The sequence below is a fragment of the Rhodococcus sp. NPDC127593 genome, from assembly GCF_042671975.1.
Lineage (GTDB): Bacteria > Actinomycetota > Actinomycetes > Mycobacteriales > Mycobacteriaceae > Rhodococcus_F.
On record NZ_JBHXWI010000052.1, the window covers coordinates 1 to 12,480 of the forward strand.

13 protein-coding genes are annotated in these 12,480 nt (G+C 65.5%); 8 read left to right on the forward strand and 5 right to left on the reverse strand.

The genetic code is table 11. The annotated features are described in order from the left end of the window. Window positions 1-899: 899 nt before the first annotated feature. Window positions 900-1,910 (reverse strand): helix-turn-helix domain-containing protein, encoded by a 1,011-nt coding sequence (locus tag ACFVJ3_RS36580; protein ID WP_378456712.1) that lies wholly within the window; start codon window positions 1,908-1,910, stop codon window positions 900-902. 367 nt (window positions 1,911-2,277) lie between these two features. Between ACFVJ3_RS36580 and ACFVJ3_RS36585 the strand changes: the two genes are divergently transcribed. From ACFVJ3_RS36585 to ACFVJ3_RS36600, 4 genes are all read left to right on the forward strand, one after another. Next, window positions 2,278-2,661: an SRPBCC family protein gene (locus ACFVJ3_RS36585; RefSeq protein WP_378456713.1), complete on the forward strand. Its 384-nt coding sequence runs from the start codon at window positions 2,278-2,280 to the stop codon at window positions 2,659-2,661. A gap of 103 nt (window positions 2,662-2,764) precedes the next feature. Further along, window positions 2,765-3,970, forward strand: a complete 1,206-nt coding sequence (locus tag ACFVJ3_RS36590; protein WP_378456714.1) for a cytochrome P450 — start codon at window positions 2,765-2,767, stop codon at window positions 3,968-3,970. Window positions 3,971-4,117: 147 nt separating this feature from the next. Beyond that, a complete protein-coding gene (locus tag ACFVJ3_RS36595) occupies window positions 4,118-4,438 on the forward strand; it encodes a 2Fe-2S iron-sulfur cluster-binding protein (protein ID WP_378456715.1) in 321 nt (106 codons plus the stop codon). After that, window positions 4,438-5,694, forward strand: coding sequence for an NAD(P)/FAD-dependent oxidoreductase (locus ACFVJ3_RS36600; RefSeq protein ID WP_378456716.1), 1,257 nt, complete (start codon window positions 4,438-4,440; stop codon window positions 5,692-5,694). Before ACFVJ3_RS36595 ends, ACFVJ3_RS36600 begins: the two co-directional genes overlap by 1 nt. 644 nt (window positions 5,695-6,338) lie before the next feature. Here ACFVJ3_RS36600 and ACFVJ3_RS36605 read toward each other — a convergent pair. Both ACFVJ3_RS36605 and ACFVJ3_RS36610 read right to left on the reverse strand, forming a co-directional pair. Beyond that, window positions 6,339-6,473 carry a hypothetical protein gene (locus ACFVJ3_RS36605; RefSeq protein WP_378456717.1) on the reverse strand — a complete coding sequence of 45 codons (135 nt, stop codon included), beginning with the start codon at window positions 6,471-6,473 and terminating at the stop codon, window positions 6,339-6,341. An 83-nt stretch (window positions 6,474-6,556) separates the two neighbouring features. Beyond that, entirely contained in the window at window positions 6,557-6,736 is a 180-nt protein-coding gene (locus ACFVJ3_RS36610; protein ID WP_378456718.1) for a hypothetical protein, read from the reverse strand. A 464-nt stretch (window positions 6,737-7,200) separates the two neighbouring features. Here ACFVJ3_RS36610 and ACFVJ3_RS36615 point away from each other — a divergent pair, with 464 nt between their 5' ends. The 3 genes from ACFVJ3_RS36615 to ACFVJ3_RS36625 all read left to right on the forward strand — a co-directional run bounded on the left by ACFVJ3_RS36615 (window position 7,201) and on the right by ACFVJ3_RS36625 (window position 10,151). Continuing rightward, a complete protein-coding gene (locus ACFVJ3_RS36615) occupies window positions 7,201-7,851 on the forward strand; it encodes a SixA phosphatase family protein (RefSeq protein ID WP_378456719.1) in 651 nt (216 codons plus the stop codon). 274 nt (window positions 7,852-8,125) lie between these two features. Further along, on the forward strand, window positions 8,126-8,431 hold the full coding sequence (locus tag ACFVJ3_RS36620; protein WP_378456777.1) for a DUF2252 family protein: 306 nt from the start codon (window positions 8,126-8,128) through the stop codon (window positions 8,429-8,431). Then, window positions 8,424-10,151, forward strand: coding sequence for an alpha/beta hydrolase (locus tag ACFVJ3_RS36625; RefSeq protein ID WP_378456720.1), 1,728 nt, complete (start codon window positions 8,424-8,426; stop codon window positions 10,149-10,151). Before ACFVJ3_RS36620 ends, ACFVJ3_RS36625 begins: the two co-directional genes overlap by 8 nt. A 126-nt stretch (window positions 10,152-10,277) precedes the next feature. Here the strand turns inward: ACFVJ3_RS36625 and ACFVJ3_RS36630 are convergent, their stop codons facing one another. Both ACFVJ3_RS36630 and ACFVJ3_RS36635 read right to left on the reverse strand, forming a co-directional pair. Continuing rightward, on the reverse strand, window positions 10,278-10,649 hold the full coding sequence (locus ACFVJ3_RS36630) for a three-helix bundle dimerization domain-containing protein (protein ID WP_378456721.1): 372 nt from the start codon (window positions 10,647-10,649) through the stop codon (window positions 10,278-10,280). 89 nt (window positions 10,650-10,738) lie between these two features. Further along, window positions 10,739-10,813 (reverse strand): hypothetical protein, encoded by a 75-nt coding sequence (locus ACFVJ3_RS36635; protein ID WP_378456778.1) that lies wholly within the window; start codon window positions 10,811-10,813, stop codon window positions 10,739-10,741. Window positions 10,814-11,047: 234 nt separating this feature from the next. On the opposite strand from ACFVJ3_RS36635, the gene ACFVJ3_RS36640 reads away from it, so the two are divergent. Then, complete coding sequence (locus ACFVJ3_RS36640) at window positions 11,048-12,478, forward strand: DUF2252 domain-containing protein (RefSeq protein WP_378456722.1); 1,431 nt, start codon at window positions 11,048-11,050, stop codon at window positions 12,476-12,478. The last annotated feature ends 2 nt before the right edge of the window (window positions 12,479-12,480 follow it).

The following is a 12,480-nucleotide window of genomic DNA, read 5'->3' on the forward strand; positions in this document are numbered from 1 at the left end:
GCTCCCGGCGCTCCGCGCCGGGAGACGGGGCGAGTCGCTTCGCTCCCCACCAGGGAGCCGCTGCGCGGCTCGCAGTGGGTCCACTCCCGTTGCCGCCAATCGAGTCGCTTCGCTCCTCTGAGTTTCCGAAATTAGATTTCTCCCTGGATTTTTCATCGGCACGTTTGATCCAGTCCCCCACACCCCAACGAGGCTGGGGAGGCGGGTGTGTGCGCCCGACCCGCCTCCCACTCGCCTTCCCGCGCCGCTCAATGTCATACCCCACAGCGTACCACCTACCTCCATGCCATCCAAAACATCAGAAAACCTCTAAACACGAAAGATGATAAGCACCAACACTATTCGACGTTCACCAAAATTCAATGGTGCAGAAATATCGAAACTACCTATACAACAATTTGATACCGAAAATCGATGTACACCAATATGATTCAAAAGAGTTGAAAACGGGCATCCCGCGACGCCCGCCCAACCGCCCGCACCACGACGTCGACACTCCCCCGACACGTCGACCTGCAGCCCCACATCACAAACCGGGGGCATGTCATCACACCAGGTCACAACACCATCACCCCCCGGCACAGCACACGGCCCAGCAATCGGGTGCGAGCCGCGAGCAGGCTCAGTGCTTCACCACGGTGTACCCGAATCAATCCAACTTCGGCGCGAACCGACCGCGGATCACGGAGCAAGTGTTCCGTCATCGGCGGGGTCCTGGTGTGTCATCGCGGACGACCACAACACGGCTGCTCGTGCGTACGCCAGCTGTCGGATCAGCCTATGCGGAATTACGCATCGCCGACCTGTGATGACGCCGAAGATCGCCAAGAGAGCATGGATGAACAATGTGGGCACGAGGATTCCTGTCGAGTCGAACTGCTGGAGTGGTAGAGCAATAGCTAGGAAGGGCGCAGGACTCGCCGGCGATACTCGCTGGGGCTCGCCCCGTACTCTGCGCGGAAGATCTGGCTGAAATGGGGAGCATTGAGCATGCCGTTGCGGGCGGCGATCTCACCGACCGGGCGCAGCGCCTGGAGCGGGTCGGCGAGGTCTCTTCGGCTGTGCTCGAGTCGCCGGTGGCGGATCCACTGGGCGATGGTCATCTGCTCGTTCTGGAAGAGTTTGTACAGGTAACGCACGGAAATGAAGTGCGCGGCCGCAACAACCTCGACGGACAGTTCGGGATCGCAGAGCTGATCCTCGATGAACGCCTTGACTCGGAACAGAAGCGTCTTCTGCGCCGCAGCCGATCGTGTGGGTTCGGCAGCGAGCCGACAGCTGTAGAAGGCGGCGACGAGATCGAGGAAGCAGTTTGCTACACGGTTCGCCGCGGCCCCATTGTAGGCCTCAGGATTCCGGGAGAGCTGGATGAGCATGGAGCGGACCAATGCGCCCATTCCGTCACGCCCCGATATCGGTGTCGAGGTGACTCGGGCAACGTCGTCGGCCTTCACGTCGAGCGTCGTCCGATCGAACATCGCGACGACCGTGCGGTGGCGGATGGACCACTCGATATCGAACGGGCGAGTGCAGTCATAGATGGTGAATTCACCCGGTCGGACCTCCACCTCGCGGCCGTCCTGCCGGAAGCGGCACGATCCTCGACCTTGCAGCGCGATCGCGTAGTGATCGTTGTCGTCGGAGGCGGCGAGCTTGGGAGTACGTCCCACCAGTTCGGCATCCGCCTCGGCGTGAGTGAGCTGTAGTGGGCCGACGTAACCAGTTTTCAGTTGCCATGTGAACTCCGACTGGCGAGCCGCCTGCACCTTGAGCGGCAAGAAGGTGTCATTGACCGCTTCCTTCCAGGCATCGAGCTGATCGCCGCGGGTGGCCGGCGCGGCTTCTGCGACCACCGCCGGGCTGTTCTGCTGGCTGGTCGTCGGTGTTCGGCCACCCTCTGCCGTGTGCATCTGTTTTTCCTCCGCCGACTCGCAGAAGGACACTGCTTCGTTGCTCTCAACCGTACACATTTGTGACGAACATAACTCCACACCGGCACAGGGCCCTTCGTATTCGTGCACACCGGCTGTTGCGAGAGTGCACTACCGCAACCTGCTGCGTGACCTGATCGGTCGTGGAGTGCAGCAACGTCATCGCGACTGTGCACGAATGCGACAGCGGATGCGCACGCCGGCGACAACATGCGGTGCCTCGCAGACCTGAAATAGAGCTAGTGACAGCGGTCACAGACGGCACGGAGATTGTCCGGCGCCCATCTATCCGGTCGATATCGAGCCGATTCACCGGATCCAGTTGCACATAGCGAAGGAGAGATCGATGGTCAGTTTGCGGTCGGAGATCGTCATTGCCAGCCCCCCGGACACCGTGTGGGGCGTCGTCGCCGACACCGCGATCGAGACGTGGTATCCGCTGATCGAGTCGTCGACAGTGGACGGGGACCGGCGCACCGTCATTCTGCTGGACGGAACGAAGGTCGACGAGATCATCGAGAACCGCGATGCCACGCTGAGGCGGTTCCAGTACCGCATCGTCGGTGGCGACCTACCGGTCGAGCGGCATCTCGGCACGGTGGATGTGATCGCGCTCGGCGACGAATCCGTGGTCGTGTACAGCACCGAGGTCGAACCGGCGGAACTCGGCGAGGCGATCGCCCCCGCAGTCGCCGACGCATTGACCTCACTGCGCGATCGACTCTCGTGATGTCCGCTGATCCCGCGGCGCCACACACCAGATCCAAGAAACACTCCAGCGCTTTTTCTTTCAACCCTTCCGCCACCGGAAACGAAAGTCAGGTGAACCGACGATGACACTGTCAACCTCCCCCGATCCCCGCCTTACCTACGGGACGGATGTCGATCTGTTCAGCCGCGCCTCATTGCTCGATCCATACGCCGACTACCAGTCGCTGCGCGACATCGGTGAGATCGGGTACCTCACCCGCTACGACATGTGGGCGGTCACCCGGTACGAAGGCGTCAAGCGGGTCCTGTCCCAGCCGGAGATCTTCGTCTCGGGCCGGGGAATCGCTATGAACGACACCGTAAACACGGCATGGGCCGAATTTGCGCCGTGCCTCGACGGCGACGACCACGCGCCGCTGCGTCGGGTCATGATGCAGAGCATCGGCCCGAAGGCGGCCTCACAGCACAAGGAGACGATCGAGGCCGCGGCCAAGCGCCTGGTCGACAACGTTGTCGAGCAGGGCGAATTCGACGCAGTGACCGAGTTCGCCCAGCTACTACCGACCTCGGTGATCTTGGACCTGATCGGCCTCGACCCCGATCAGCAGACCCGTATCAATCTGCTGCACTGGGCGACGGATTCGTACAACTGCTGCGGCCCGGACGGCACCTTCGACGACACCCTGCCGAGCATGGAGAAGCTCTACGGGTACGTCCTCGAGAACATGGGGCCCGAGGGCTTCCGCCCCGGCAGCATCGGCCACCAAACCTGGGAGGCCGCCGACCGCGGTGTCATCACCCCCGAACAAGCCATGGGCATCCTCGGCGGCTACGCCACCGCAGGCCTGGACACCACCGCCAGCGCCATCGGAAGCTTGATGATGCTCTTCGCGCACCACCCCGATCAGTGGAGCCTGGTTCGCGACGACCCGTCACTGATTCCCAGCGCCGTGATGGAGGGCGTCCGCATCGAATCACCCGCACAGTGGTTCACCCGAGTGACCACCCAGGACGTCGAGTTCGGTGACGTCGTCGTGCCAACCGGCACCCGCCTACTCCACTCGTACGGCGCGGCAAACCGGGACGAACGCAAGTACCCGGACCCCGACCGCTTCGATGTGCGCCGCAATCCCGCCGACAACCTGGCATTCGGGTTCGGTGTCCACGCCTGCATGGGCAAATCCGTATCGAACCTCGAAATCTTCTCGCTTCTCACCGAATTGACATCGCGAGTCGATCGCATCGAGCCGCTCGGACCGCCCATCCGCCACGTCAACAACCTCATCCGCAGCCTCGAGTCACAGCCGGTGCGGATTCACCCGCGCTGAGAGCAGTCGGTGTGAACCCAGCGGAGACCTTGGCCGGCCAGATGACCGCCCCCTTGGCTGTCATCTGGCCGGCCGGGGAGTTTCTTCGCCACGCAGCGGGTCGACGCCATACGCACACTCCAACATCAATAGCTGAGAGACACAACAATGCCCAAGATCATCTACCGCTCAGCCGACGGCGCAGAGAACTACGTCGATGCCCTCGACGGGACCTCCGTCATGCAGGCCGCGGTCTCCGCAGGCATCGACGGCATCGTGGCCGAATGCGGCGGGAACGGGATGTGCGCCACCTGCCACATCTACCTCGACCCTGAGCGACTGCACGAATTTCCGGCGATCGAGGCCGCCGAAGACGAAATGCTCGACTGCGCCGTGAGCCCCCGGCGCGAGGGCAGCCGACTGTCCTGCCAACTTCCGATCAATGATGCCCACGATGGCATCGTCGTCGAATTGCCCGAGGCACAGTGATGAACACCCATCCCGAGCGTGTGGTGATCGTCGGCGCCGGCCAGGCCGGATTCCAGACCGCACTGTCGCTGCGCGAGCACAAGTTCGAGGGACCGATCACGATCGTCGGTGACGAGAACTGCCTGCCGTATCAGCGGCCGCCGTTGTCGAAGGCCTACCTCACCGGATCCGCAGGCCCGGAAGTCCTGCCGCTGCGCCCGGAGTCGTTCTACCAACGGCACGGGATCGACATGCGATTCGGCGATCCCGTTACCGCCATCGATCGCCCGCACTCGCGGGTGGTACTCGGCTCCGGTACACACGTCGACTACGGCCATCTCGTACTCGCACTCGGCGCTCGGCCCCGCCGCATTCCGATTCCCGGAGCCGATCTGGCCGGCGTGGCGTCGCTGCACACACGCGAGGACGCCGACCTGATCCGGGCGATGATGTCGCCGCACGCCCGCATCGTGGTCGTCGGCGGCGGGTTCATCGGAATGGAGGTCGCCGCCGCAGCAGCAGCGGCCGGCCACCAGGTCACCATCATCGTCGCAGCCGACCGAGTGATGGACCGTGCCGTGGCGCCGCAGATATCGGAGTACATCGCTGCCGCGCACACCAGTCGGGGCACGACCGTGATGTTGGGCATGTCGGTCGCCTGCATCCACGGAAGGGACGGGAAAGTGACCGGCGTCGAACTCGTAACCGGGGAGGTCATACCCGCCGATCTCGTCGTCACCGGCATCGGTGTTCTGCCGACAACCGATCTCGCCGCCGAGGCGGGGCTGGCGGTCTCGAACGGGATCGTCGTCGACGAGCAACTGATATCCTCCGACCCCCGGATCAGCGCCATCGGTGACTGCGCCCGGTACCCGACCGTGCACGCACCGGGCACGGTGCGGCTCGAATCCGTGCAGAACGCCAGCGACCACGCCCGACACGTCGCGGCCCGGATCACCGGAGCGCCCGCCGCCGGCTACTCGGCCGTGCCGTGGTTCTGGACCCACCAGTTCGAGATGCATATCCAGATCGCCGGACTCGGGTCGCCGGCCGACCAGTTCATGCTGCACGGTGATACCGCTACGAGACGATTCTCAATCCTCCGTTTCCGCGCCGGCACCCTCGCCTGTGTCGAGTCGGTCAACAACCCATCCGACCACCTCGCGGCGCGCAAGATCCTCGGCGGCACCCGCCCGCTCACTCCGAACCACGCCGCGGAACCGGAGTTCAGCCTCAAGCAATTCGTTGCACAGGCCGCCGCGCCACTCAGCGCGTAGTCGGGTACTCCTATCTCTCTGATCCCGATCGCGCCCGGTGACCCGATGCCCTCCCCGGTCACCGGCGCGTACCTCACCCCGGCGACAGGTACCGCCGTGCGAATGCGGGAACGGCCCGGACAACACCGGGCATGTCCACACGGCGCAGTCTCGACGGAAAGGTATCCGATCATGGCCAGTACGACAGGCGTCCGCGGCAACACCTCCTCTGAAGATCGCACCCGTCCAACAGAATCCAGCAAACCACTCGCCTGCCGCGACAGCAGGTCCACCACACGGTCATCGAGAAGCACCCGCCCGAACGAAGAGGACATGCTCGTTTCCCTCGCCGTCACATGGCTCCCGTACGGCAGCCCCCCACCAGAACAAATCTGGGAAGGGTTCGGAATCAGTCCCGAACACTACTGGCACCGACTCCGCTATCTACTCACCCACCGCAGGTGGCTCCATCTCCTCGACGCGACCACCGTCACCACCCTCCGAATGAAAGCCATGACTCAGCTCAATCCGCTGACACGGCGATAACAACCACAGCAAACGCAACCGTCTCCCCCGGCGGCGCGGCGACCCGCAGCCGCCCGCAGACCAAGGTGCTCACATCATCGACACAACCGTTCACCGGCAACCAGCATCAGCTGCGGTCTCTATGCGTCGCGGCCGGAATCGGTGTCGCCCGCCGCGCGGCCGTCGGCTGACTCCGCCACAAGCGTGCGCGCCTTCTCCGCCAGATCCGGCAGACCCAGCGCACCCCGCCAATCACCGTAGGTGTCAGCGGTCATGTAATTCCGATTCCTCGCCGAACGCCGCATCCAACTCCGCGACGACGTTGTACGACGCAGTCATCGGCCAGTCGGAGCCGGGTTCACGCCGTCCAGTAGGCCTTAGACGGGTTGATCGTGCCGTGGTAAAGCACGATCTTGGTAACGGTCGAGCCGGGCGGAACGTCAAAGGCAATGTCGCCCTGGCGCCGTTCCCCCGCGATGAGTTGTCCGGATTCGTCGAGGATTCCCGGATCGGATAGGTCCAGGTTCTCCACTTTCATGCCACCGTCCGTGAGCGCGAAGAAGGACCCGGGGATGCATGTGCCCTGTCTGGTGACGATGGTGACCGATCTCGCTCCCCCAGCCTATCGGCTCGCACGCCCGACGCAACCGTCGCGGGCGGCATGCTCGATGTAACAAGTTGCCTCACAGTTGGATTCGCGGGAACCAGCGTGTGTCTCAACAAACCTTTCACCGGATGTACACGAACACGACGCCCATAGGGTGCCCACACTTTCTCCGCCGTCACCGCGCCCATCCGCAAAAGGGGTGCACGTCGGTGCAATCCACATTCGCGGGAAGTGGAAGTGGTGTCGATCCATCGCGGCGGCCTAGCGACTGCCAACAGGCGTCGCGAAACCCTTTGACGGTGCAGTGAACTCGTCGGGCACGCAACCGCACCGTACCTTCGCCCGCACTCATACATGAGCGCGACACCCACTCACACCGATCTCGCGGTGAGGACGTGGCACTCGCCCGAATGACGCTCGATCAGACCTACTGCTCGCGGGCCGACCCCCTCGACTGGGCGTCGACCGAACGCGAACGGCGTATCGGCGGGGCGTTCGGTCGGGCATCCCGACGGTCGGCGTCTGCCGCTGCCCGACGACCGCCGGCACTATCCTGTCCGGCGGTGGCACAACGCCGCGCCGATGTCCCCGGGAGGGCAACCATGTTCGTTCTGGTGCGTCACGCGGACGCCGTCGCCAAGAAGGCGTGGCAGGGCCCGGACGCGGTCCGCCCTCTCAGCCGCCAGCAGTCCGCTCATCTCGTCGATGCCCTCGCCGATGTCACACTGTCCGCATTGTTCTCGAGTCCCACCGTGCGCTGTCGGCAAACCCTGCAACCCCTGGCGGTGGCGCGTGGATTGCCGATCGTCGACGACCCGCGTCTGATCAGGGACGCCCCGGTCGGTGCACTGCTCTCCGCGCTCGGCCGGTGCGACGACGGGACCCTCTGGTGCACCCACGGGGAGGTGTTCGACCAACTGGCTGCGGCCGCGACCGCCCACAGTGCCGCGCGCTTTCTGCCGACCGGGAAGACCGCGAAGGGTGGTCTGTGGATCGTGCATCCTGACCGCGGTCCCCGCTATGTCGGGCCGAACCCTCCAACCTGACCGGCCGATTCGGGCTCCGACCACCGCGACCATGACACTCGACCCGGTCGGCCAGCAGCCGGCTGGGATCCCGCCACCGGCAGCTACACGGAACCCGCCACTCGCCCAAGCAAGTGGACTACACGGCGCGTCCATGTCCGTCGTCTTGGATGCCGTCTCGATTCGTTTCGGCTGACCTGTGCGGTAGCGGCGTGCGAGTCGAATAGCCCCACAGCTGCAGCCGTGAGGACGAGCGAACCCCCAGTTGAGCTGGGCAAACCCACCGCTATACTACGTGCGTCGACTTCGCGACTGGACGGACTCGGCAACGGTGGAGGCAATGCACCCACAACTGCTCGCCGATACCGGGCGATCCTGCGGATACGCGCCGGGCCGCGCGCATGCCCGCACAAGCAATCGGATCGCGATCACGGCCCACCACGGCAGCGACGGCGACGCCGGCATCGCGTTCACCCGTTTCACCGAGGCCTACGCCGACCTGAACGCTCGCGACCACGAAGCCCCGCGCGGGGCTGCCGCCGATCGCCAGGGGGCTGTGCAGCCCCTTGGCGTGAGCGAAAGACGTGCACAAGATGAATGAATCTGACACGACGCAGTCATCGACTCCCGAGCAGGACGAGGCCGGAGCTCAGTCCCACACCGAGGAGGCCACGAAACCGGCAGCCACGCCAGACTGGTGGAAGCGCCACTACACGTTCACCGGAACGGCTGTCGGGCTGGTGTTTTTATGGTTGTCGATGACCCCGTCGCTCCTTCCGCGTGGGCCACTGTTCCAGGGACTGGTCAGCGCGGCGGCGGGCGCCATCGGCTACGCGATCGGGGTGTTCGCGGTGTGGCTGGTGCGCTACATGACCTCGAAGGATGCCAGCCTGCCCGCGCCACGGGTGGCGTGGATTGTGCTGATCGTGGTCGGCGCGGTCGGCACGATCGCGATGATCGTCTGGTTCCACGTGTGGCAGGACCACGTGCGCGACCTGATGGGTGTGCCGCGGCTGACGAGGCCCGACTACCTGCTGACCCCGGCGCTGGCCCTTGTGGTGTTGTTCGTTTTGGTCGAGATAGGCCAGCTCATCGGCAGGCTGATCCGGTATCTGATCCGGCAACTCAATCGTGTCGCCCCGCCCCGGGTCTCGGCGGTAGTGGCGGTGCTGCTCGTGGCGGCGCTGGGTATCGCACTCCTCAACGGCGTGGTGGTGCAGTTCGCGATGCACACGCTCAACAGCACCTTCGCGGCGGTCAACAACGAACAGAGCCCGAACACCCCGGCGCCGGCGTCGCCGCTGCGCTCGGGCGGCCCCGGCTCGTTCGTGTCGTGGGACTCGCTGGGCCATCAGGGCCGCATCTTCGTCGGCGGCGGGCCGACCACAGCGCAGCTGTCGGCGTTCAACGGCGCGCCCGCGGTCGAGCCGATCCGGGCCTACGCCGGCCTGAACTCGGCCGACGGGATCCAGGCCACCGCCGAGCTGGCCGCGCGCGAACTCGAGCGCACCGGCGGGCTGCAGCGCAAGGTGGTCGCGGTCGCCACCACGACCGGCACGGGCTGGATCAACGAGGCAGAGGCCGACGCGGTCGAATACATGTTCAACGGCGAGACCGCGATCGTCAGTATGCAGTACTCGTTCCTGCCCAGCTGGCTGTCGTTTCTGGTGGACAAGCAAAACGCGCGTCAGGCCGGGCAGGCGCTGTTCGAGGCGGTCGACCGCCGGGTGCGGGCGCTGCCGGAAGGCCAGCGACCCAAGCTCGTCGTGTTCGGCGAAAGCCTCGGATCGTTCGGCGGCGAGGCCCCGTTCCTGTCGCCCAACAACATCGAGGCCCGCACCGACGGCGCCCTGTTCAGCGGTCCGACGTTCAACAACACCATGTGGAAGGACGTCACCGCCCACCGTGATGACGGCTCACCGCAATGGCTGCCGATCTATCAGCAGGGCGACAACATCCGGTTCGTCGCCCGTCCAGAGAACCTGGAACGCCCCGCCGACCCGTGGGCAACTCCGCGCGTGGTGTACCTACAGCACGCCTCCGACCCGATCGCCTGGTGGAACCCCGACCTGCTGTTCGCCAAGCCGGATTGGCTACGTGAACCCCGCGGCGACGACGTCCCCGACGACATGCAATGGATCCCCGTCGTCACGTTCCTGCAGGTCTCGGCCGACATGGCCGTGGCGATCGACGTCCCCGACGGGCACGGCCACCGCTACGTCGAAGACGTCGCCAACGGCTGGGCCGCCGTCCTCCAACCACCCGGGTGGACACCGGAGAAGACCGAACGACTGCGCCCCATCATGCGCGCCGACGAATGAGGCGGTTGGCGTTGTCGCGGTGACTGATCGGCGGGCGAAGATCGTGTCCCGCCACACGATGACGAGTCGTCACCGAACGACGACCGACGGCCACGAACTCGAAGGTCGGTGATCCGGGTCAGACGATCATGTCCGACCCGGGCCGGGAAAAGCCTCCACCGGGGCCGACGCGACGATCGACACTCGGGTGTACGGGTACCAGCCTCGCATCCAACCTGACCACCACCACCACCGCCGGCGGTCAGCGATCACCTCGGCACCGGCCGTCGGCGCCACCACGACAGGCACGAGGGGTACGACGGGCATTAGCCCCTGAAGTTTCTCGCGGGCGAGCCGCTCGACCAGCAGCGGAACGAAGTCGCGCACCTTGCCGTTCGTGAAATGCTCGTGCGCCGAGCGCACCACCTGCTCGACAGTCTTCCGGGGAAGGTCCGGGAACCGCACGTCGAGGCGGTCGATGACTCGGTCGATGTGTAGCAGCTCTTCATCGCGCGTCATAGAAAAATCCTCCGCCCAGCCAGCGGCCGGGTCAACGAGCGGATCGACTCCCCTCGCTCGCTCGAGCCGGGGTTCGGGAATCGACGCAATCAACGCCTGGACCAGCTCCTTGTCGGTGAGCGTGGGTCGAGCCAGTGCTCCTGGAAGCGCGGCGGCAGGATCACTGGTGACCGGTCGTGAACATGGGCCAGAGCATCGCTCGCTTACCTCGTCAGGACTGTCGCCGTTGACGCCCCGGGAACCTGGCTGGTCACTCGTTTCCGGGGATGCGCCCGCCGCCGCGGCTGCGAAGGCTGATGACCAGAACATTGAGCATGCCCGCCATGGCGAAAGTTACGCTGGAACCCCGACCGCGTCTGACCACCCCCATCCGCGGACGATACCCAAGGGACCACGCCATGACAGCACGCGACACGTTCCCCGATCCGCGGCCCGCCGACGTGGTCGACCATCCGACCCGGGCCGCTCGCACCGAGCACGGCGAAACGGTTCGGCACCGAATCCCGTTCGGCGCCATCGCCGAACACGATCGGACCCGTGACCGTGACCCCGTCGGCCTGCTCGAATCCCAGGCGACCACCCGGGTCCCCGACCTCGTCCCCATCCGGTACGGGCGGATGGCCGAGTCACCGTTCGCGTTCTACCGGGGCGCCGCCCTGGTGATGGCCGACGACCTCTCCCACGCCCCGGAAACCGGCCTGCACACCCAGCTGTGCGGGGACGCCCACCTGAGCAACTTCGGGCTCTTCGCGACACCGGAACGCGACCTCGCCTTCGATGTCAACGACTTCGACGAAACCTATCCCGGCCCCTTCGAATGGGACATCAAACGACTCGTCGCGAGCCTCTCCGTCGCCGGCCGCGACAACGGATTCCGCGGCAAAGAGCGCACACGGATCGCCCGCGCCTGCGCGGCCGAATACCGCGAAACGATGTCCCGCCAGGCCGAGTGCGGCGAGCTCGCGGTCTGGTACTCCCACATCGATGCCGCCACCGAACTGAACGAGCTCCGCAATGTCCTGGACTCCTCGGCACGCAAACGCGTGAGGAAGACGATCCACAAATCCTGGGGCCGCGACAGCATGCAGGCACTGTCCAAACTGACCACCCTCGTGGACGGCACCCCGCGGATCGTGAGCACGCCGCCGCTGGTCGTCCCCATCGAGGAGATCTTCACCGACACCGAAGCCGACCACATCGACCAGGAGCTGATCCAGCGACTGCGCGAATACCGCGACACCCTGCAACCCGCCCGACGTGTCCTGTTCGATCGATTCGACTACGTCCAGACGGCACGGAAAGTCGTCGGGGTGGGCAGTGTCGGCACCCGGGCCTGGATCATCCTGCTCCGCGGCACCGGCGGTGACCCCCTGTTCCTGCAGGCCAAGGAGGCGCGGGCCTCGGTCCTCGCGGAATACCTCGACGGCCCCACGGTCACCAACCAGGGCGAACGCGTCGTCACCGGGCAACGCCGGATCCAGGCCGCCAGCGACATCCTCCTCGGCTGGCAGCAGGGACCCGACCCGGACGGGACGGTCCGGGACTACTACGTCCGCCAACTGCGCGACGGCAAGGGCTCGGCCGTCATCGAGACCATGTCCGCCCATCTGATGACCCTCTACGGCCGGCTGTGCGCCCGCGTGCTCGCGTACGCGCACGCCCGCGCCGGCGACCGGTTCGCCATCGCCGGGTACCTCGGTTCGGACGACGACTTCGACAAGGCACTGGCCTCCTTCGCCGAGACCTACGCCGACCAGAACGAACGCGATCACGCCGCGTTGCGCCAGGCCATCGACGACGGCCGGATCACCGCACACCCGGGGACCTGACG

Coding starts and splice junctions, on each gene's coding strand:
- ACFVJ3_RS36580 (WP_378456712.1), bottom strand. CDS start 1,910: ATGCACACGGCAGAGGGTGGCCGAACACCGACGACCAGCCAGCAGAAC.
- ACFVJ3_RS36585 (WP_378456713.1), top strand. CDS start 2,278: ATGGTCAGTTTGCGGTCGGAGATCGTCATTGCCAGCCCCCCGGACACC.
- ACFVJ3_RS36590 (WP_378456714.1), top strand. CDS start 2,765: ATGACACTGTCAACCTCCCCCGATCCCCGCCTTACCTACGGGACGGAT.
- ACFVJ3_RS36595 (WP_378456715.1), top strand. CDS start 4,118: ATGCCCAAGATCATCTACCGCTCAGCCGACGGCGCAGAGAACTACGTC.
- ACFVJ3_RS36600 (WP_378456716.1), top strand. CDS start 4,438: ATGAACACCCATCCCGAGCGTGTGGTGATCGTCGGCGCCGGCCAGGCC.
- ACFVJ3_RS36605 (WP_378456717.1), bottom strand. CDS start 6,473: ATGACCGCTGACACCTACGGTGATTGGCGGGGTGCGCTGGGTCTGCCG.
- ACFVJ3_RS36610 (WP_378456718.1), bottom strand. CDS start 6,736: ATGAAAGTGGAGAACCTGGACCTATCCGATCCGGGAATCCTCGACGAA.
- ACFVJ3_RS36625 (WP_378456720.1), top strand. CDS start 8,424: ATGAATGAATCTGACACGACGCAGTCATCGACTCCCGAGCAGGACGAG.
- ACFVJ3_RS36630 (WP_378456721.1), bottom strand. CDS start 10,649: ATGACGCGCGATGAAGAGCTGCTACACATCGACCGAGTCATCGACCGC.
- ACFVJ3_RS36640 (WP_378456722.1), top strand. CDS start 11,048: ATGACAGCACGCGACACGTTCCCCGATCCGCGGCCCGCCGACGTGGTC.